19 protein-coding genes are annotated in these 18,359 nt (G+C 67.2%); 10 read left to right on the forward strand and 9 right to left on the reverse strand.

The window, feature by feature from the left end; genetic code table 11:
- Positions 1-234 precede the first annotated feature (234 nt).
- On the reverse strand, positions 235-1,719 hold the full coding sequence (locus tag ACMUOY_RS04015) for an MBL fold metallo-hydrolase (RefSeq protein WP_413891346.1): 1,485 nt from the start codon (positions 1,717-1,719) through the stop codon (positions 235-237).
- 160 nt (positions 1,720-1,879) lie between these two features.
- Between ACMUOY_RS04015 and ACMUOY_RS04020 the strand changes: the two genes are divergently transcribed.
- From ACMUOY_RS04020 to ACMUOY_RS04030, 3 genes are all read left to right on the forward strand, one after another.
- Entirely contained in the window at positions 1,880-2,599 is a 720-nt protein-coding gene (locus ACMUOY_RS04020; protein ID WP_413891348.1) for a DNA alkylation repair protein, read from the forward strand.
- A gap of 165 nt (positions 2,600-2,764) precedes the next feature.
- Positions 2,765-2,992: a hypothetical protein gene (locus ACMUOY_RS04025; protein WP_413891350.1), complete on the forward strand. Its 228-nt coding sequence runs from the start codon at positions 2,765-2,767 to the stop codon at positions 2,990-2,992.
- Positions 2,993-3,000: 8 nt separating this feature from the next.
- Positions 3,001-3,615: a 3'-5' exonuclease gene (locus ACMUOY_RS04030; RefSeq protein WP_413891352.1), complete on the forward strand. Its 615-nt coding sequence runs from the start codon at positions 3,001-3,003 to the stop codon at positions 3,613-3,615.
- Positions 3,616-3,626: 11 nt separating this feature from the next.
- Here the strand turns inward: ACMUOY_RS04030 and ACMUOY_RS04035 are convergent, their stop codons facing one another.
- Together ACMUOY_RS04035 and ACMUOY_RS04040 are read right to left on the reverse strand one after the other, a co-directional pair.
- Positions 3,627-4,412: an SDR family NAD(P)-dependent oxidoreductase gene (locus ACMUOY_RS04035; protein WP_413891354.1), complete on the reverse strand. Its 786-nt coding sequence runs from the start codon at positions 4,410-4,412 to the stop codon at positions 3,627-3,629.
- A 41-nt stretch (positions 4,413-4,453) separates the two neighbouring features.
- Positions 4,454-5,464 carry a tripartite tricarboxylate transporter substrate binding protein gene (locus ACMUOY_RS04040; RefSeq protein ID WP_413891356.1) on the reverse strand — a complete coding sequence of 337 codons (1,011 nt, stop codon included), beginning with the start codon at positions 5,462-5,464 and terminating at the stop codon, positions 4,454-4,456.
- Between the two features lie 304 nt (positions 5,465-5,768).
- On the opposite strand from ACMUOY_RS04040, the gene ACMUOY_RS04045 reads away from it, so the two are divergent.
- Together ACMUOY_RS04045 and ACMUOY_RS04050 are read left to right on the forward strand one after the other, a co-directional pair.
- Entirely contained in the window at positions 5,769-6,191 is a 423-nt protein-coding gene (locus ACMUOY_RS04045) for a hypothetical protein (protein ID WP_413891358.1), read from the forward strand.
- Between the two features lie 171 nt (positions 6,192-6,362).
- Positions 6,363-6,863 (forward strand): MaoC/PaaZ C-terminal domain-containing protein, encoded by a 501-nt coding sequence (locus tag ACMUOY_RS04050; protein ID WP_413891360.1) that lies wholly within the window; start codon positions 6,363-6,365, stop codon positions 6,861-6,863.
- A 157-nt stretch (positions 6,864-7,020) separates the two neighbouring features.
- On the opposite strand, the gene ACMUOY_RS04055 is transcribed toward ACMUOY_RS04050, so the two are convergent.
- Positions 7,021-8,229, reverse strand: coding sequence for a PLP-dependent aminotransferase family protein (locus tag ACMUOY_RS04055; protein ID WP_413891362.1), 1,209 nt, complete (start codon positions 8,227-8,229; stop codon positions 7,021-7,023).
- A gap of 158 nt (positions 8,230-8,387) precedes the next feature.
- Here ACMUOY_RS04055 and ACMUOY_RS04060 point away from each other — a divergent pair, with 158 nt between their 5' ends.
- The 3 genes from ACMUOY_RS04060 (at position 8,388) to nth (ending at position 11,007) form a co-directional block, all read left to right on the forward strand.
- Positions 8,388-9,122: a dienelactone hydrolase family protein gene (locus ACMUOY_RS04060; RefSeq protein WP_413891364.1), complete on the forward strand. Its 735-nt coding sequence runs from the start codon at positions 8,388-8,390 to the stop codon at positions 9,120-9,122.
- Positions 9,123-9,272: 150 nt separating this feature from the next.
- Complete coding sequence (locus ACMUOY_RS04065) at positions 9,273-10,298, forward strand: BLUF domain-containing protein (protein WP_413891366.1); 1,026 nt, start codon at positions 9,273-9,275, stop codon at positions 10,296-10,298.
- Between the two features lie 28 nt (positions 10,299-10,326).
- A complete protein-coding gene (gene nth, locus ACMUOY_RS04070; protein WP_413891368.1) occupies positions 10,327-11,007 on the forward strand; it encodes an endonuclease III domain-containing protein in 681 nt (226 codons plus the stop codon).
- A gap of 17 nt (positions 11,008-11,024) precedes the next feature.
- On the opposite strand, the gene ACMUOY_RS04075 is transcribed toward nth, so the two are convergent.
- The 5 genes from ACMUOY_RS04075 to ACMUOY_RS04095 form a co-directional block, all read right to left on the reverse strand.
- Positions 11,025-12,014, reverse strand: coding sequence for a tripartite tricarboxylate transporter substrate binding protein BugD (locus tag ACMUOY_RS04075; protein WP_413891370.1), 990 nt, complete (start codon positions 12,012-12,014; stop codon positions 11,025-11,027).
- A 152-nt stretch (positions 12,015-12,166) separates the two neighbouring features.
- Positions 12,167-13,555: an MmgE/PrpD family protein gene (locus tag ACMUOY_RS04080; RefSeq protein ID WP_413891372.1), complete on the reverse strand. Its 1,389-nt coding sequence runs from the start codon at positions 13,553-13,555 to the stop codon at positions 12,167-12,169.
- An 86-nt stretch (positions 13,556-13,641) separates the two neighbouring features.
- On the reverse strand, positions 13,642-14,823 hold the full coding sequence (locus ACMUOY_RS04085) for a CaiB/BaiF CoA transferase family protein (protein ID WP_413891374.1): 1,182 nt from the start codon (positions 14,821-14,823) through the stop codon (positions 13,642-13,644).
- A gap of 141 nt (positions 14,824-14,964) precedes the next feature.
- Positions 14,965-16,125, reverse strand: a complete 1,161-nt coding sequence (locus ACMUOY_RS04090) for an acyl-CoA dehydrogenase family protein (protein WP_413891376.1) — start codon at positions 16,123-16,125, stop codon at positions 14,965-14,967.
- A 47-nt stretch (positions 16,126-16,172) separates the two neighbouring features.
- Positions 16,173-17,057 (reverse strand): MaoC family dehydratase N-terminal domain-containing protein, encoded by an 885-nt coding sequence (locus ACMUOY_RS04095; RefSeq protein WP_413891378.1) that lies wholly within the window; start codon positions 17,055-17,057, stop codon positions 16,173-16,175.
- Positions 17,058-17,160: 103 nt separating this feature from the next.
- Between ACMUOY_RS04095 and ACMUOY_RS04100 the strand changes: the two genes are divergently transcribed.
- Both ACMUOY_RS04100 and ACMUOY_RS04105 read left to right on the forward strand, forming a co-directional pair.
- The gene (locus tag ACMUOY_RS04100; RefSeq protein ID WP_413891380.1) at positions 17,161-17,520 is read left to right on the forward strand and encodes a TfoX/Sxy family protein; all 360 of its coding nucleotides are present in this window, start codon (positions 17,161-17,163) and stop codon (positions 17,518-17,520) included.
- A 61-nt stretch (positions 17,521-17,581) separates the two neighbouring features.
- Positions 17,582-18,322 carry a gamma-glutamylcyclotransferase gene (locus ACMUOY_RS04105; protein WP_413891382.1) on the forward strand — a complete coding sequence of 247 codons (741 nt, stop codon included), beginning with the start codon at positions 17,582-17,584 and terminating at the stop codon, positions 18,320-18,322.
- Positions 18,323-18,359 lie beyond the last annotated feature (37 nt).

Below are 18,359 nucleotides of genomic sequence, written 5' to 3' on the forward strand. Positions count from 1 at the left end.
CAATCCGCTTCAGAAAGCACGCCCTCTCGCCTGACCTCCATCAGAATGTTGCGTGCCACCCGAAACAGAAGAGAACCCAAAAATTGGCAGATTCCCAGCGCCAATGGGTCATTTATTGCTACCAAATCCGAAGTAGCCCATCGTCCCGGACGCGGAGCCGGTTGGCACACGGCAGGGGCCGCCAGAGCCTGGTGGACCCCATCGGTCCCCGGTTGCCGCGGGATGCGCCCCCGCTCAGTTCTTGCGACCGATGGCGGTGTAGAGCTCTGCCACCGGTACCACCCGTCCGTGCAGGGGCAGGATTTTCTCGACCTGCAGGTTCAGGCGCTCGATGTTCTGCACCAGGTTCACGTGCAAGGCGTTGGGGGTGGCGGGCGGCGGTGCGCCGGGTGGGCCGGGCGTGAAGGCGTCAGCTTCGATCAGCAGCTTCTCCCGCGGCAGGTGGACCATCATGAAGCCGCGCGCATGCACACTGCCCTCGATGTAATGCACGTCGACCACGCGATCACCATCGGTGAAGCGCCGCTGCCCCGGCACCCCGGTCAACTGCGCGGTGCGGCCGGACTTCTGCATCGCATCGGGGCTGAGGCGGTTCGGATTGGCCAGCGTCCTTTCGAAGTAGGGCCGGGCCAGCTCGCTGGTGACCAGTGTGGCGCCCTCGGCCACGGCGGTGCGCAGGCCGCCCGAATGGTCGAAGTGGTGGTGCGAGTTGACGACAAAGCGGATCGGCTTGCCAGGGGCAAGCTTTTTCGCTTCCGCCAGCATCGGCAGGGCGCGGCCGTCAAACAAGGGGCTTTCGACCACCATCAGGTGGTCCTTCATCTCGATGGCCACGCTGTTGTGCGAGCCCCCGGCCAGGAACCACACCCCCTCGGCCACCTTGTCGGCCGTGACCTTCTCGGTCGCCGCACTCACCAGCGCAGGCACCTCGATGGCCACCGGCGCATTCGGCTTGACCTCGCTCACGGCCAGATCCAGCACCGGGAAACCGCCCAGGCTCTGGCGGATGCGCTTGGGGAATTTGACCCCGCCGACGTCCTGATAGTCCGAGAACGTGATCACCGACCCGGTATCGCCCATGACCGGGTTCGGCAGCACCGACTCGATTTGCTCCACCAGCCCGTCGGCATTGATCAGCGCCATGGCCCGCAGGCGCCCGGGCATGACGAAGGAGACGGCCCACAGGGTGCGACCGTCCTGCGTGCGGGGGGTCAGCGTGGGCTGGTTGGCGAGTGCGGCCTTGATCACGCCATGCGGCGTGGTCCACAGGTCATGCACGCGCGCGTCCAGGTCGCGCGGTGAAGCCACCGGTGCCGGGCCGACGAGATTCCATGCATAGCCACCGCGCATCAGCCCGGTGGTGCGCTGCTCGCCGGTGCCCATCAGCGGCACCGCGCCCCCGCCGGTGGGCTCGGCCCGGCTGCGTGCGGCGTCCTCGCGGAAGGCCCCCTGGTCATAGTCCGCCAACCGGGTAAAGCTGGAATAGGTGATCTTCGGCCAGGCCCCGCCAGGCTCGTAGGCCTGGCCGAAAGTGGCACCGGTGCCACTGCCAGCGAACGAAATGCTCTTCAGGTCCTTGCCGCCCATCGCACTGTCGGCCCGCCGCAGCACGGACTCGGCACTTTCGGGCGCCGTGCTGGCACAGGAGACCAGCGCGGCGACAGTTGCCGTCCAGACGAAGAGGCGGCCGAGCCGACCGAAGGGAGAAGTTCGAACCATGATGCACTCCTGTTGCAGACGGGTTGCCGGGAAGTCGATCCACCTTGATCCTAGTCAAGCGACAGCGCCGCCGAAACTAGGGAAAGCCGCTACAAAATAATGCCGCCGCCAGGGAATATTCCGGCAAACCGGGTTTGCCGACCCCATCCGCCTGACCATCATGCCCCGCCGTCCAATCGACATGCAGCCCTCACCCGACCGTCTGGCCACAGCCTTGGCCTTGCTGCATGCGCAGGCGCGCCCCGGCGAACTGGCCGGCATGGCGCGCTTTGGCATCGTCGGGGAGCGGCGCCTGGGCCTGTCCATGCCCGCCATGCGCCGGATCGCCAGGACCCTCGGGCGCGACCACGAACTGGCCCTGCAGCTCTGGGCCACCGGCATTCCTGACGCGCGGATCGTCGCCGGCATGGTGGCCGACCCGGCGCGCCTGACGTCGCGGCAGATGGATGCGTGGGCGCTGGGTTTCGAGTCCTGGGACGTCTGCGACCAGGTCTGCGGCAGCGCTTTTCTGGCCTCGCCACAGGCCTGGGACAAGGTGGCGCAATGGGCCGCGCGCCCGGAAACTTTCGTGCGCCGGGCCGCGTTCGCTCTGCTGGCCACGCTGGCGGTGCACGACAAGTCAGCCGACAACGCCGCATTCGTCCACGCGCTGGCGCTGATCGAGGGCGCGGCCGGCGACGAGCGCAACTTCGTGAAGAAGGCCGTGAACTGGGCGCTGCGCAACATCGGCAAGCGCAACCCCGCGCTGAACCAGGCCGCCATCGACGCCGCACGCCGCATCCAGGCGCAGGGTTCGCGCGCCGCGCGCTGGATTGCCGCCGACGCCTTGCGTGAGCTCACCGGCGACGCGGTGCAGGCCCGTCTGAAGGCGCGGTGCTGACCCCAGCGCCCTTTCCCAAAGAAATCCATCGAAAATGGCCACAACCCAGCGTGATTGGGTAGCTGGCAGCTACTAAATCAGGAGTAACCAGGGTGTTCGACCCCTGCACCCTGCCCCGCGCCAGCGGGTACAGTCGGGCTTTCCCCTTTCCGGACAGGACCACACATGGCACGGGCAAGTCAATGGGCAGAGAAGGTGCTGGCCTTGCTCCAGGGCGGCAACACGGCCGCCTCGATCGCGCAGATCAAGGTCGCACCCAGCGTGAAAGACCTCAAGGCGCTGCAGACCGCCATGATCGTCGGCCGCCTCACCGGGCGCTGGCGCGACGTGGACGAGGCCGTGCAGGACAACCTGGCCCTGCTGTCGGCCCCGCGCCTGCACCGCGCCCCCTGAGGTCCGCGATGCACACGACCCATCCCACCCCGTCCAAGGAAGCCATCGCCCTGCTCGACCCGTTCGAGCGGCTCGGGCTGGACCGCATCGAACTGGTGCAGACGCTCTCCCAGGCCGAGCGCGCGCTGGATGAGCTGGCGCGGGCAACGGCCTGGGGGTTCGACACCGAGTCCAAGCCCACCTTCCAGAAACACGAGGTTTCGCACGGGCCGCATGTGGTGCAACTGGCCACGCTGGAGCGGGCCTGGGTGTTCCAGCTGCACGACGGCGATTGCCGCGCCCTCGCCGCCGAAGCCCTGGCCCGGCCCGGGGTGGTCAAGGCCGGCTTCGGCCTGGGCGACGACCGCAAGCGCATCCGGGAAAAGCTCGGCGTGGAGCCGCTGTACGTGCTGGATCTCAACCACGTGTTCCGCCAGCGCGGCTACCGCAAGGACATGGGCGTGAAAGGCGCGGTGGCGGTGCTGTTCAACCGGCGCTTCATCAAATCGGGCAAGGCGTCCACTTCCAACTGGGCCAATGACCGCCTGACCGAAGCCCAGCTCATCTATGCGGCCAACGATGCCTGGGCCGCGCTGCGGGTGTACCACGCGCTGGGTCTGGACCCGGGTCAGCCCGCGGCCTGACGCCAGGGGCCTCAGGCCTTGCCGGGCACCTGCATGCGCGTGCCCAGGTGCAGGCCCGCATCCAGCAACAGCAGCTCACCGGTCATGGTGCGTGCGCCGTCGATCAGCCAGACGATGGCTTCAGCCACGTCCTCGGGCGTGCTGGCGCGGCCCAGGGCCGTGCTCTGTTCGGTCAGGGCCTTGACCTTCTCGAAGCCCTCCTGCCCCAGCCCGTCGACGAACCAGCGAGAGGTGATCAGGCCCGGGCAGACCGCGTTGACGCGCACCTCCGGCGCCAGCGCGCGCGCCAGGTACAGCGTCATCGAATTGACGGCACCCTTTGAGGCGATATAGGGCACCGAGGAGCCGATGCCCAGCGAGCCGGCCACCGACGACACGTTGACGATGCAGCCCTGCGCAGCCTTCAGGTGCGGCGCACAGGCGCGCACCATCTGGAAGGCGCCCACCGCGTTCACCGCAAAGATGCGTTGAAAAGTGTCCGCGTCCAGCACCTCCCAGTTCGCCGCGCCGGTGAAGGTGGAGATGCCCGCGTTGTTGACCAGCGCGTCGATGCGCCCCCAGCGTTCCATTGCCCCGGTGACCAATGCGCGGCAGTCGGCGTCCTCGGCCACGTCGCCCTGCATCAGCAGGGTGTCTGCACCCGCCTCGTCACAGGCGGCTTGCGACGCCAGCGCCTCGGCCTCGCTGCGCGAGTAGTTGATCAGCACGTTGTAGCCGCGACGGGCCAACAAGAGTGCGGTGGCCGCACCCACGCCGGTGCCCGAACCGGTGATGAGGGCGACTTTGCGATCGTTCATGAAAACTCCCTGGTTTCGGACGGCACGCGCGAACGAACGGTTCAATCTGGCTTCGCCCCGGACTCTTTCACCACCTTGGCCCATTTGACCGTCTCGACCTGGATCAGTGCAGCCAGGGCCTCCGGAGTGCCGGGCGACGGGTCCAGGCCCAGCGTCGTCAGCTTCTCTTTCACATCGGGCAAGGCCAGCACGCGGGCGGTCTCGGCGCTGATGCGCAGCTGCACATCGCGCGGCAGGCCGGCCGGGGCCAGCAAAGCGAACCAGGAGGTGGCTTCGAAACCCGGCAGGCCCTGCTCGGCGATGGTGGGAATGTTGGGCGCCGCGGGCGAGCGGGCGGCACTGGTCACGCCAATGGCGCGCACCTCGCCGGCCTTGACCAGCGGCAGCGCCGAGGGCATGTTGTCGAAGATCATTTCGATGCGCCCGCCCAGCAGGTCCGGCACGGCCTGCGCGCGGCCCTTGTAGGGGATGTGCTGCATCTTCACGCCAGCCATCGTGTTGAACAGTTCGCCCGACAGGTGGATCGAGGTGCCGCTGCCCGAGGAGCCAAAGTTCAGCGGCTGCTTGCGCGCCAGTTCGATCAGTTCCTTGACGTTCGTCGCGGGCACCTTGTTGTTGACCACCAGCAGGTTGGGCGTGGACGCCAGAAAGCTCACCGGCGTGAAGTCCTTGACGTGGTTGTAGGGCATGACGGCGTACAGCGCGGGGTTGATCGCGTGCGTGCCCACGGTGCCGATGACCAGCGTGGTGCCGTCGCCGGTGCTCTTGGCCACGAAGTCCGCGCCGATGTTGCCGCCCGCGCCGGGCTTGTTGTCGACGGTGAAGGTCTGCCCCAGCGACTGGCCCCACTTGTCGGCGAGGATGCGCGCCAGCGTGTCGGGCGCGCCGCCTGGCGGGAAGGTCACAACGATCTTCACGGGTTTGGTCGGCCACACAGCCGATTGCGCCAACGCCTGTGCCGCAGGCAGCAGCGCGGCGAGCGCCAGCGCGGCCAGGGGCACCCCTTGGGCAAATGCAAGCCTGAACGCGGATCGGCGTGATGTGACGGGCATGGAGGTCTCCTCGGGTGGTTTCAGGCCAGTGTGCCGAAGGCAGGGCCGCTGCACAGCCCCGAAAACCCTGACGCGCGTCGCCTGCACGACAGCATCGACGGCGCGCGCGGCGCCAAGGGCCGGCTGGGTCTGGCCACACACCGTGGAGCCGTCGTACGGCCTTTGTGCGCCATCAGACAGATGGCCGCGCGGCCAGCCGCCACAATGAACCTGAACCGGAGGACTCCGCAGTTTCAATGCCCTACCCGGCAGTGCCGCGGGATTTCCGCCCAACGCGCGTCACCACCAGCCTGAAGGTCTATCCATGAAAAAACTGCTCCTCGCCACCGCGCTCCTCGCGCTGGCGGGTTCCGCCCATTGCGCAGACGTCGCCGTCTCGGTCACGGTCGGCCAGCCCGGCTTCTACGGTCACATCGACATCGGCGGCATGCCGCCACCGCAGCTGGTTTACGCCCGGCCGGTGGTCATCCAGCAACCGGTCGGTGTGGTGTACCAGCCCGTCTACCTGCGGGTGCCGCCCGGCCACGAGAAGAACTGGCGCAAGCATTGCCAGCGCTACAACGCCTGCGGGCGGCCCGTCTATTTTGTCCAGGACACCTGGTACACCAACGTCTATGCACCCCAGTACCGCGCCGAACATGGGGGCGGCAAGGGCCACAAGGGCAACAACGGTCATGACAACGGCAAGGGCCACGACAAAGGGAACAAGGGCAAAGGGCACGACTGATCGGCGCCCGCCGGCCAGCCCGGCGCCCGCTTCGCCGCATGGCGCCCAGGCGCAGACGCTCGTGCAAGCGGCTCCCAGGCGGGTCAGCGCTTGCGTTTCGAAGGGGTCAGCGCCGTGCATACTTGGGGCTGGCGCTTTCAGCCAGCGATTGACCACCCATTGAGCCCTCCCATGACCCAGCCCCACGACAGCGAATGGATCGAAAACGTCACCTTTGCCGAAATCGTCGTCGGCCAGAGCGCTTTCCTGCAGCGGACCCTTTCACAGGCCGACATCATGGCGTTTGCCGCTGTCTCGGGCGACACCAATCCGGCCCATCTGGACGCGAAATACGCCAATGACACCCTGTTCCACGGCGTCATCGCCCACGGCATGTGGGGTGGCGCGCTGGTGTCTGCGGTCTTGGGCACCCAGCTGCCCGGCCCCGGCACCATCTACATGGACCAGACCCTGCATTTCACCAAGCCGGTGCGGATCGGCGACACGCTGACCGTCACGGTCACGGTGCTGACCAAGGACGACGAAAAGAAACGGGTGGAGCTGGACTGCCAGATCGTCAACCAGAAGGGTGCCAGCGTGATGCACGGCACCGCACGGGTGCTTGCGCCCACCGAGAAGGTGAGGCTGCCCCGGCTGCACGCGCCCATGGTGCAGCTCTGCGACCCCTACTGATTTCATAGCAGATGACGACCATTCCACGTTGGGGAATGGTCAGAACCCTTCAATATCTCAGGGTCGCAGGCCCTTCGGGGAGGGGTGGCAGACGGAATCGACGATGCGTCCCTGGTCGAATGGCGGTCGGATCGGCTGAGCGTGCGCAGGCATCCCCTCAAAGAGCCGAGCCCAACCGCCCCACCCCCTCCACAATCTTCTCCACCCCCACCGTCGCAAAGCTCAGCCGCAGCGTCGCGTGATCGGGATGGGCGCAGTAGAACGGCGCGCCGGGGACGAAAGCCACCCCTTTGTCGATGGCCGACTTCGCGAACACGGCACCATCGCTGACCTTGCCGCCGGCACCCGTGAGGCGCGCCCAGACGAACAGGCCGCCCTGGGGCTGCACGAACTCGATGGCGTCTCCCAGTTCGCCGCGCAGTGCGTCGCACATGACCTGTGCGCGTTCCGCATAAACCCGGCGCACATGCGCCAGCGTGCCAGGCATGCGGCTGGCTTTCAGGTACTGGGCGGCGGTCGCCTGGGCGAAGGTGCTGGTGTGCGCGTCGCTGAACTGCTTGCACATGGTGGCCTTGGCCAGCAAATCGGCCGGGGCGATCATCCAGCCCACCCGCAGGCCGGGGCTCAGCACCTTGCTCAAGCTGCCGCAGTGCGCCAGCAGCTCGCGGCTGCCCGGCACCAGCGGGCTCATGGCCAGCAGGCTGGGCGGTGGGCGGTCGTCCGCCGTCTGGCCGAAATACAGGTCACCGTAAGGGTCGTCTTCGACGAACAGGGTCTGATGGCGCACGGCCATCTCCAGCACGGCCTTGCGGCGGGCCAGGCTCAGCATCGCGCCGCTGGGGTTGCCAAAGGTGGGGATGAGGTAGACGAACTTGGGCTTGTGCTCGACGATCAGCTTCTCCAGCTCATCGGTCTTCACGCCGTTGCCGTCGATCGGCGCGCTGATCAGCTCAGCGCCGTACAGCCGGAAGCACTGGATGGTGGCCAGGAAGGTGGGGCCCTCGACGATGACCTTGTCACCGGGGGAAATCAGCGTCTTGCCCAGCAGGTCCAGCGCCTGCTGGCTGCCGGTGGTGACGATGAGGTTCTCGGGTGCCACGGCGGTGCAGCCCTTGCCCGTCATGAAGGCGGCGAGCTGCTCTCGCAACGGGCCGTAGCCCTCGGTGGCACCGTATTGCAGCGCGCCGCCGGCCTCTTCGGTGAGTGCGGCATTGACGGCGGCTCGGATACCGTCGACGTCGAACATCGCGCTGTCGGGGAAGCCGCCGGCAAAGCTGATGATGCCCGGCTTGCCCAGCAGCTTGAAGAGTTCGCGGATGGCGGAGGTTTCGACGTTGTTCAGGCGGTCGGCAAACTGGAGGGACATGGCGTGGGGCCCGCTGGGCGGGGCAATGAATTCGACGTGCGGGCATTCTGACATGGCAGCAGGGTTTTGACGCTGGCGCGACAGCCCGCCGCCCCCATTGGCGTCTAACCTGCGGGACTTCGGCACCCCCCCGACCGAGCCCCCCTCCCGGAGACCCCATGATCGAACAGCACCTGGACATCCCCACCGCCGACGGCGCCATGAACACCTTTGTGGTCCATCCGGAGGAAGGCGGCCCCTTCCCCGTGGTGCTGTTCTACATGGACGCGCCGGGCAAGCGCGAGGAACTGCACGACATGGCGCGCCGCCTGGCGGCCGTCGGCTACTACGTGGTGCTGCCGAACCTGTACTACCGCAACAGCCGTGACTACTGGCTCAAGGAGCGCACCGAAGCCGGCATGGCCGAGATGTTCGGCTTCATGGCCACGCTCAATGCCCGCACCACCGGAGTCGATACTGCCGCGCTGCTGCAATTTGTCGATGCCCAGCCGCAGGCCAACGCCAGCCGCATCGGCGCGGTGGGCTACTGCATGAGCGGGCCGTTCGTGATGTGGGCGGCGGCGCAGTTTCCCGGGCGCTTCAGCAGCATTGCGTCCATCCACGGCGCCAACATGGCGACCGACCAGCCCGATTCGCCGCACTTGATGGCGCCCAGAATCCTGTGCGAGAGCTACTTTGCCTGCGCCGAGATCGACAAATGGGCGCCACCGGCCGACATCCAGAAGCTGGAGTCAGCGCTGAAAACCGCCGGCACGGCGCACCGCATCGAGTGGTATCCGGGGGTCGAGCATGGCTTTGTGTTTCCGCTGCGCGCTGGCATCTACAACCAGGCGGCGGCGGAACGGCACTGGGAGTGCCTGTTCAGCCTGTTCAGGCGCACGCTGACCGCGTAAGTCGACGATTCGCACGCGAAGCCGGTCGCATACCCCGAGCAGCATGCAAGCCCTTCACCGGGCGCAAGGATGAATCCCGATCGTCTGAGGGCCGCAACGTCTTCGTGATAAATTGCCGACATCTAGGAAGTTTCCTATCCCCTTCAGCCCATGCACAGCCGACTCCCGCCCCTTGAAGCACAGCCTGGTGAGGAAGAGGTTGAACGTGTCATCTGCGCGAGCTTGGCGTGGGACCGCAACGGCGTCTATGCCACGATGGAAGACATCCGCGAACACGCCCTGCGCCACAACCCGGCAGTCGGCATCCACGTTGCACTGCTCTACCAGAGCGGATGGTTCCTGCATTGGGCGGAGGGCCCGAAGCAGGCGGTGCGCACCCTGTTCGACCGCATCCGCCAGGACCCGCGCCATCATGACCAGACCGTCGTGCACCACAGCCGCGGCCGGCGCCTGCTGATGACGACTTGGTCGATGCTGCTGTCGCCTTCGACCGAGACGCCGGAGCAATTCGGGCGCCGTGTGCTCGCGCTGCGCGAGCAGATGAAACGCGGCAGACAGTACGCACCCACCTCGGTCGTGCGCCAACTCATGATGCCGATGCGCCTGCCCCAGGCCCAGTCGCTGCCCGACCCGGAGGCCTACCACCGGGTTGTGGTCTGCGCGGCATACGGCAACGGCGCCTTTGGCCTCGTGCATTGGCTGGCCCAACAACACAGCCTGCCGAAAGAAAGCCGCCGCCTTGCGGGGGAGTCCGATCTGGACAGTGGCAGCGACTATGTGGAGTTCATGATGGGCGAGCACCCCTGCCGCGTGATTGCGGTGGCGCGCTCCAATCTGGCGTCCGGTCTGCATCGCTCGCTGGTGCCCGACTGGCGTTTTCTCGTGTTGCTGTTCAGCGCCGACATGAAGCGCAACGAGGCACTGCTCGACCGGGTGCGGCTGGCCTTCCAGGACATCCACCGTGCCCCCGAACTGATCGGGATGGCCCCCGATGCCACCACCCGCGCGCGGGTCGAGCAGTCCGCGCGCCCGCAAGGCCTGCGTTTCCTCGATGGCGGGCTGGTGCACGACAGCGACAGCGAAGCCATCTGGAAGTCCATCGCCGCCCGTCTGGAACAAGTGGGCGAGCCCCGGCGCACCGCCTGGGACACCGTGAGTTCGTTCATACCCCTGTGACAGGCTGGCCCGCCTTACACTGCGCCCCATGAAAACCGCGCAGATCGAGGCCTTCTTCGCCACCCTCCAGGCGGCCAACCCGCATCCCGTCACCGAGCTGGAATATACCAACGTGTTCGAGCTGCTGGCCGCCGTGCTGCTGTCGGCCCAGGCCACCGATGTGGGGGTCAACAAGGCCACCCGCCGACTGTTTCCGGTGGCGAACACGCCGCAGAAAATGCTGGATCTGGGCCTTGAAGGGCTGGAAGGCCACATCAGGACCATCGGCCTGTACCACAGCAAGGCGAAACATCTGCTGCAGACCTGCCGCATCCTGGTAGAGCAGCACGGCGGCCAGGTGCCGCGCACGCACGAGGCACTGGAGGCCCTGCCCGGCGTGGGGCGCAAGACCGCCAACGTGGTGCTGAACGTCGCGTTCGGCGAGCCGACTTGTGCCGTGGACACGCACATCTTCCGCGTGAGCAACCGCACCGGGCTGGCGCCGGGGAAGACGCCGCTTGAAGTGGAAATGAAGCTGCTGAAACGCATCCCCCCCGCCTACCGGGTGGATGCGCACCACTGGCTGATCCTGCTTGGGCGCTACGTGTGCCAGGCGCGCAAGCCACAGTGCTGGCAGTGTGCCGTCGCCGCGAACTGCGATTTCAAACCGAAGACGCCGCCGCAACCAGACGCACACATGGACCGTTTGGCGATCGGGAATCGCCGATAAAGTCGAGAAATGCGACTTCAGTCGGCGTAGATGCCGGCTTTCTTGATGACCGGGCCCCACTTGGCGATCTCGGCCTCCAGGTGGTTCTTCAGGCCGGCCGGCGTGAGCTTGTCGGACGGCGGAATGTCGGAACTGAGCTCGGCCAGGCGCGTCTTGACCATCGGGTCGGCGAGCGCGGCGCGCAGCGCGACGTTGATCTTCTCCAGCACCGGCGCTGGCGTGCCCTTGGGCGCGTACAGGCCGTGCCAGACCTTCACTTCAAAGCCCTTCAGTCCCTGCTCGTCGAGCGTGGGCACGTTGGGCAAGGCGTCCAGCCGCTTGAGCGTGGTGACGCCGTAGACCTTGACGCGGCCGTCCTTGATCATGGGCACGGTCTGCGTGGTCTGGTCACAGAGCAGGTCGACCTGACCGCCAAGCAGGTCGTTCATCGCGGGGCCGGTGCCCTTGTAGGGAATGGTATTGAGCTCCACGCCGATCTGGCTCATGAACAGCAGGCCGCACAGGTGCGAGACCGCGCCCAGGCCGGCATTGGCCAGCGACACCTTGTCCTTGTTGGCCCGGACGTACGCTTCCAGCTCCTTGTAGTTCGCCGGCGGAAAGTCCTTGCGTGCCAGCAGCGTCATGGGCACATCGACCACCTGCCCGATGTACTCGTAGTCCTTCATGGGATCGAACGAGAGCTTCTTGTACAGCGCCGGGGCGGTCGACATGCCCATGTGGTGGATGAACAGCGTGTAGCCGTTGGGCGCCGCGCGCGCCACTTTGGTGGCGGCAATGGTGCCGCCCGCGCCAACGGTGTTTTCCACCAGCACCGACTGGCCCAGGGACTTGCCCATGGGAATGGCCAGCATGCGCGCCACCACGTCGGTCGGCCCGCCCGCGGCGAACGGAACCACCAGGGTCACCGGCTTGTCCGGGTAAGGCGCCTGGGCGGCGGCTGGTGCCATGGCGAAGACGGAAAGTGCGGCGAAACCGGCCGTCACAACGGCGTTGATTCTTTGTCTCATGGGGTCATCCTTGGTTCATGGGCCTGGCAAAGCCGGGGCCGCTCGGTGACGGCTTGCCAGCGTCGGGAGTCATCCTGACATCGGTCGCGCGATGAGGCAATGCGAGGAATCCCGACTTTCACCTGACCACAGGCGGCGGCCCGGCGCAGCGCTCATGCGGCCGGCGGCAGCAGTGCCCCCACGCGCGGCCACTCGGCCACGCCCCATAGCGCGTCGACAGCGGCCTGCATTTCGACGGCCGTGGCGCCGCCGCTGAAGGCGGCCAGTCGCAGCGCCTTGGCGGTGATCTCTTCGCGGCTGAGCGTGTTGCCGGGGTCGCCCTTGGGTTCGTCCACCCGGCCGTGCAGTTCGCGGCCATCCAGCGTGTGCACCGTGACTTTGCCGATCCAGCGTTGCGGGTAGGCGGCGTCCACCTCATGATCGAGCTTCATTTCCACGCGGTCACGCAGGGCGCGGGTGACCTCGTCCTCGAAGTGCTGGGCGAATTCGGTCAGGCCGGCATGGCCGTAGCGCGCCACCAGCGCCAGCACCGTGCCCATGGAAAACTTGCTCTGGTGCACCGTGGCCGGCTTCACGACCGGGCCGAGCACGTCGATGGCGCCCTGGTGCACATGCGTCACCACGCGGGCCAGGTCGCCGTGCTGCAGGTCGTGCGTGCGCATGACGTGCAGCAGCGCATCGGCGGCAGGGTGCGTGTGCCGGCAGGATGCGTGGTATTTGAACGAGGTCTCCGCCGTGGCCCAGCGCCGGCCCAGACCTGCCGTGAGCTTGAGCGGGCTGGCGTCGCTGGACATGCCGGCGGCCATGCCCTGGGCGCCTTCAAAGATCTCCGCCGCCCCCGTGAAGCCGTCCTTGCCCAGATACGCCGACATCAGGCCGGCGGCGGCGGCATGCGCGGTGTGCAGCTGCTTGCTGTCGGCGGCCGTGCGCAGGAATTCCCACAGCCCCGCCGACTGCGTGCCGGCCGAGCCGAAGGCGTGCTGCATCTGCCCGGCGTCCAGACCGAGCAGGTTGCCGACGGCCGCGGCGGAGGCCAGCGTGCCTGCCGTGCCGGTGGTATGGAACACCTTGTAATGCGAGCGGCCCAGGAACTCGCCGACGCGGATGCCGACCTCGTAGCCCGCAACCGACGCCGTCAGCAGCTGCCGCCCGCTGGCGCCGATGGCCTGCGCCACCGCCACGGCGGCGGGAAAGACGACCGTCGCCGGGTGGAACACCGAGCCGTTGTGCACGTCGTCCTGCTCGGCCACGTGCGAGGCCGCCGCGTTGGCCATGGCAGCGAGGTAGGGGCTGGTCCATGCGCGTCGGGTGATCACTTCGCTCGGGCCCGCTGTGGGCATGTCGCAGCCGGGCGCGGCCTGCGGCCCCATGGCCATGGCGAAGCGCGTGATGCTTTCCACCGGGCGCGAGCCATGGCCGGCCACTGCGGAACCGAACCAGTCCACCAGCAGGTCCTCGGCCTTGCGCACGACGGGCTCGGGAATGGCATCGAAGCGCAATTGGGCAGCAAAGGCGGCGAGCTGGGCGGTGTGGGAGTTCATCAAGGCGTCCTAATGAATGAAATTGGTACCAACCCATCGTGGAATGGTCATATCATGCTACATTTTTGTGAGTATTCGCAGCCGGATCAGATCGCCCCAGCGGCGCGCAGCGCGGCGATGGCGGCCTCGCTGTGGCCCAGTTCGCGCAGGATGGCCTCGGTGTGCTGGCCCACGGCGGGCACCGGGTCCATGCGGTAGTCGAAGGCGTTGCTGCGCCCCGGCGGCAGCAGCGCGGGGATGTCGCCGGCCGGCGAGCCCACGCCGACCCAGCGATCGCGTGCCTTGAGCTGTGGGTGCGCCCACAGGCCGGCCATGTCGTTCATGCGTGCGTTGGCGATCTGGGCTTCGTCCAGGCGCGCCACCACCTGCTCCGTGGTCAGGGCGCCGAAGACAGCCAGGATCAGCGCCTTCAGCGCATCGCGGTGCTCGTTGCGCCGTGCGTTGCTGTCAAAGCGCGGGTCGGTGGCCACACGGGCATCTTTCAGCACGCCTTCGCAGAACAGCTTCCACTCGCGCTCGTTCTGCAGCCCCAGCATCACCGTGCCACCATCCCCGGCCTGGAACGGGCCATACGGATAGATGCTGGCGTGGGAGGCGGCGGTGCGCGGCGGCGGCGGTGCGCCGTCGTACGCGTAGTACAGCGGGTAGTTCATCCACTCGGCCAGCGATTCAAGCATCGACACATCGATGTGGCTGCCCTGCCCGGTCTTGCCGCGCAGCAGCAGCGCCGAGAGGATGCTGGTGTAGGCGTACATGCCGGCCGCGATGTCGGCCACCGAGTTGCCGGCCTTGCTCGGCGCCTCGGGCGTGCCGGTGACCGACAGGAAACCCGCCTCGCTCTGGATCAGCAGGTCGTAGGCCTTCTTGTCGCGATAGGGGCCGTCGTCGCCATAGCCGGAGATGTCGCAGACGATGAGTCGGGGGTGCTCCTTGCTCAAGGCCTCATAACCCAGTCCCATGCGCGCGGCAGCGCCAGGCGCCAGGTTCTGCACCAGCACGTCGGCGTTCTCCAGCAGCTGGCTGAGGACTTCAAGCGCCTGCGGCTGCTTGAGGTCGAGGGTCAGGCTTTCCTTGGAGCGGTTGGTCCAGACGAAGTGTGAGGCCTGGCCCTTGACGCGCGTGTCGTAGGCGCGGGCGAAGTCACCCGCGCCGGGGCGCTCGACCTTGATCACGCGGGCACCGAGGTCGGCGAGCTGGCGCGTGCAGAACGGCGCGGCGATGGCATGTTCGAGGGAGACGACGGTGATGCCGTCGAGGGGGCGTGTCATAAATTTCACCTGGTCAGTTGGGGACAGCACAATGTTCACTGCGTGTCACTCCTGGCCTGTCCCACAAGGTGGACAGCCAATGAAGCGTTGGGGACAGAGCAAAGTTCACTTCGTGTAACTCTTGGTCTGTCCCACAAGATCTCAGAAGGACCTCGGCAACCCAAGCACATGCTCGGCTATGTAGCTGAAGATCATGTTGGTCGAGATCGGCGCCACCTGGTACAGCCGGGTCTCGCGGAACTTGCGCTCGATGTCGTATTCGCAAGCAAAGCCGAAGCCGCCGTGCGTCTGCAGGCAGACGTTGGCGGCCTCCCAGCTCGCCTTGGCCGCCAGGTACTTGGCCATGTTGGCCTCGGCGCCGCAGGGCTGGTGGGCGTCGATCAGCTCGCAGGCCTTCCAGCGCATGAGGTTGGCCGCCTCGACCTCGATCCAGGCATCGGCAATCGGGAACTGCACACCCTGGTTCTGGCCGATGGGGCGGCCGAACACCCTGCGCTCGCTGGCGTACTTGCGCGCCCGGTCGATGAACCAGTAGCCGTCGCCGATGCACTCGGCCGCAATCAGGGTGCGCTCGGCGTTCAGGCCGTCCAGGATGGTCTTGAAACCCTTGCCCTCGGGGCCGAGCAGGTTCTCCTCGGGGATTTCCAGGTTGTCGAAAAACAGCTCGTTGGTCTCGTGGTTGACCATGTTGAGGATGGGTTGCACCGTCAGGCCGTTGCCGATGGCCGTCTTGAGGTCGATGAGGAAGCAGCTCAGGCCGTCGGAGCGCTTCTGCACATCCGCCAGTGGCGTGGTGCGCGCCAGCAAAATCATCATGTCGCTGTGCTGGATGCGCGAGATCCAGACCTTCTGCCCGTTGATGACCCAGCGACCGTCCTTCTTGATGGCCATGGTCTTGAGCTGGGTGGTGTCGCTGCCGGTCGTGGGCTCGGTCACGCCCATGGACTGGATGCGCAGTTCGCCCGAGGCGATGCGCGGCAGGTACTTCTCCTTCTGCTCCGTGGAGCCGCTGCGCACGATGGCGTTCATCACGTACATCTGGCCGTGGCAGGCGCCGGAGTTGCCGCCGCTGCGGTTGATCTCCTCCATGATCACCGAGGCCTCGGCCATGGACAGGCCCGAGCCGCCGTACTCCTGCGGAATCAGTGCGGCCATCCAGCCGGCCCTGGTCAGCGCATCGACAAAGGCTTCAGGGTAGCCACGGACTTCGTCGACCTTGCGATGGTATTCGTCAGGGAACCCGGCGCACAGTGCACGCACGGCGTCGCGGATGTCCTGGTAGGCGTCGGGGGTGTGGTTCATGGGGTGATGGGAATGGTGGAGAGCCGGATCGATCGCAGGGCTTGCCCTCAGGCCAGCTGCACGTCGCCTTGCATGGTCAGCCAGCCTTCGTGGTCCTGCGCCCAGACCCGCACCGTGCGCCCGTCTGCCGAGGGCTGGGCGTTCAGGTGGAACGGGTGCAGGTCGAACGTCGGTCGCACGGCCTTGAACTGGAAGCCTTTGACAAAGGCGTCCGGCGCGTGGCGGCGCACCAGATCGACCAGCAGCGTGGCGATCAGCGGGCCGTGCACGATCAGGCCGGGGTAGCCCTCGACCTGGGTGACATAACGGCGGTCGTAGTGGATGCGGTGGCCGTTGAAGGTGAGCGCCGAGTAGCGGAACAGCAGCACGTCGTCGGGCACCACCTCGCGCTGCCAGGCGGCGCCGGCCTGCGCCACCACCGGCGGGGGCACGGGGTCGCCGGGCTGGGCCGCCGCCCTGTACACAATGTCGTGTTCTTCTGTCACGCTCAGGCCGCGGGCATTGGTGATCTCGTGCCGGACCCGCACAAACAGCAGGTCGCCGGTACGGCCGGCCTTGTGGGTCACCGATTCGATGCGCGAGGTGCGCTGTACCGCGTCACCCACTACCAGCGGATTGGTCGGGTCCCAGGTCAGACGCCCGCCGGCCCACATGCGCCGCGGCAGCGGCACCGGCGGAAGAAAACCCCCGCGCCGGGCGTGCCCGTCAGGGCCGAGCTCGCTCTGGCGATGTTGCGGCAGGAAATACAGCCAGTGCCATAGCGGCGCAAGCACCGTGCCGGCCTGGGGCGGCGCGTCGTCACGGTCCAGCGTGGCCGACAAACCCCGCACGGGGCCAGCGGTGATGTCGTCGGTCAGGGTTTCGGTGCGTCCGACCCAGCTTTGCAGATGGTCCAGTGTGGCGGCGTCGAGGGTGCGGGTGGATTCGCTCATGGGCTGGAATTGTGCCCCCGCTGCGCGTCGGCGCAATGGGAATTTCGGGGACCCGACCTCGCTTCTTCCATGTCCTGGCTTCGTGATGCCCTAGCATGTGGCCATGCAAGCCGACGCGAACCGGACGCCAGACCGCATCGACGCCCTGCCCGGCCTCGGGCCGAAGTCACGTGACATGCTGGCGGCAGCCGGCATCACCACGACTGCGCAACTGCAGGCGCTGGGGTCGGTGCGCGCCTACGCGCGTGTGCGGGCCAGGCCGGGCAACAACGCCAGCCTCAACTTGCTGTGGGCGCTGGAAGGCGCGCTCACCGGCCTGCCCTGGCGCGTGGTCGCGCAGGAGCACCGCCTGAGCCTGTTGCTGGCACTGGAAGCCCTGCACGACGACGCGGCAACACCGCAGAGGCCGGCACGCCGTCTTCGCAGCGACCCTGGAAACTCCTCGAACGATAGCGTCAAATGACCCTTTCACGCTGGGCTATGGCACAAGTGACTGATCAGCGGGTTCACGCGGGGGTGATCAGGTGAACGCGCTGACGCACGACGCGTTCCGGCACCTGCCCGAACTGCGCGACAAGCTGACACCGGCCGAACAGTCCGCTTTGCGCGTCACGCCGCAGGTGCTGGCGTTCTGGGACGAACGCGCCCGGGCCCAGGGGCGGCCGGCCGACTGGCGCTGGTCGGACCGGCAGATCGAAGCCTCCCGCCAGGCCGCGCTCGGCTGCCTCGACCTGCGCGACGGCCTGTGGGTCTACGGCTATGGCTCGCTGATGTGGGACCCCGGCGTGCACTTTGCCGAGATCCGGCTCGCGGCGCTGGACGGGCATCAGCGCCGCTTCAATTTCCAGACCTCGATGGCGCGCGGCACGGTGGAGCAGCCCGCGCTCATGCTCTCGCTGGAGGCCCGCGCCGGCTGCTGCCAGGGTCTGGCGATCCACCTCGCGGCCGAGCGGGCCGAGGCCGAACTGGAAATCTTGTGGCGGCGCGAAATGATCCGCGGCGCCTACCGCCCGGTGATGCTGCCGGTGGCCACGCCACAGGGAGATATCTCGGCGCTGGTTTTCACCAGCAATCCCTCGCACCCGGAGTACGTGGGCGAGCTGCCGCTGCCCGACACCGCCGCCATCATTGCCCGGGCTGCGGGTGTGATGGGCACGAATCGCGACTACCTGGAGCAGATGGCGCGGCAACTCGCAGCGCTGGAAATCCATGACGATTACGTGGCCCAGCTCCTGTCGAAGGTGCGGGAAATCCACGGCGGCTGACCGCCCGACAGTTCCGGCTCGATCCGCACGCCGATGG

This window comes from Candidatus Skiveiella danica, assembly GCF_022705245.1.
Classification (GTDB): domain Bacteria; phylum Pseudomonadota; class Gammaproteobacteria; order Burkholderiales; family Burkholderiaceae_C; genus Skiveiella; species Skiveiella danica.

What these genes read in the sequence shown, in the direction of transcription:
- ACMUOY_RS04040 (WP_413891356.1), bottom strand. Translation starts at nt 5,464, where the DNA reads ATGCCCGTCACATCACGCCGATCCGCGTTCAGGCTTGCATTTGCCCAA.
- ACMUOY_RS04075 (WP_413891370.1), bottom strand. Translation starts at nt 12,014, where the DNA reads ATGAGACAAAGAATCAACGCCGTTGTGACGGCCGGTTTCGCCGCACTT.
- ACMUOY_RS04050 (WP_413891360.1), top strand. Translation starts at nt 6,363, where the DNA reads ATGACCCAGCCCCACGACAGCGAATGGATCGAAAACGTCACCTTTGCC.
- nth (WP_413891368.1), top strand. Translation starts at nt 10,327, where the DNA reads ATGAAAACCGCGCAGATCGAGGCCTTCTTCGCCACCCTCCAGGCGGCC.
- ACMUOY_RS04100 (WP_413891380.1), top strand. Translation starts at nt 17,161, where the DNA reads ATGCAAGCCGACGCGAACCGGACGCCAGACCGCATCGACGCCCTGCCC.
- ACMUOY_RS04055 (WP_413891362.1), bottom strand. Translation starts at nt 8,229, where the DNA reads ATGTCCCTCCAGTTTGCCGACCGCCTGAACAACGTCGAAACCTCCGCC.
- ACMUOY_RS04025 (WP_413891350.1), top strand. Translation starts at nt 2,765, where the DNA reads ATGGCACGGGCAAGTCAATGGGCAGAGAAGGTGCTGGCCTTGCTCCAG.
- ACMUOY_RS04065 (WP_413891366.1), top strand. Translation starts at nt 9,273, where the DNA reads ATGCACAGCCGACTCCCGCCCCTTGAAGCACAGCCTGGTGAGGAAGAG.
- ACMUOY_RS04035 (WP_413891354.1), bottom strand. Translation starts at nt 4,412, where the DNA reads ATGAACGATCGCAAAGTCGCCCTCATCACCGGTTCGGGCACCGGCGTG.
- ACMUOY_RS04015 (WP_413891346.1), bottom strand. Translation starts at nt 1,719, where the DNA reads ATGGTTCGAACTTCTCCCTTCGGTCGGCTCGGCCGCCTCTTCGTCTGG.
- ACMUOY_RS04095 (WP_413891378.1), bottom strand. Translation starts at nt 17,057, where the DNA reads ATGAGCGAATCCACCCGCACCCTCGACGCCGCCACACTGGACCATCTG.
- ACMUOY_RS04060 (WP_413891364.1), top strand. Translation starts at nt 8,388, where the DNA reads ATGATCGAACAGCACCTGGACATCCCCACCGCCGACGGCGCCATGAAC.
- ACMUOY_RS04090 (WP_413891376.1), bottom strand. Translation starts at nt 16,125, where the DNA reads ATGAACCACACCCCCGACGCCTACCAGGACATCCGCGACGCCGTGCGT.
- ACMUOY_RS04045 (WP_413891358.1), top strand. Translation starts at nt 5,769, where the DNA reads ATGAAAAAACTGCTCCTCGCCACCGCGCTCCTCGCGCTGGCGGGTTCC.
- ACMUOY_RS04085 (WP_413891374.1), bottom strand. Translation starts at nt 14,823, where the DNA reads ATGACACGCCCCCTCGACGGCATCACCGTCGTCTCCCTCGAACATGCC.
- ACMUOY_RS04080 (WP_413891372.1), bottom strand. Translation starts at nt 13,555, where the DNA reads ATGAACTCCCACACCGCCCAGCTCGCCGCCTTTGCTGCCCAATTGCGC.
- ACMUOY_RS04020 (WP_413891348.1), top strand. Translation starts at nt 1,880, where the DNA reads ATGCCCCGCCGTCCAATCGACATGCAGCCCTCACCCGACCGTCTGGCC.
- ACMUOY_RS04030 (WP_413891352.1), top strand. Translation starts at nt 3,001, where the DNA reads ATGCACACGACCCATCCCACCCCGTCCAAGGAAGCCATCGCCCTGCTC.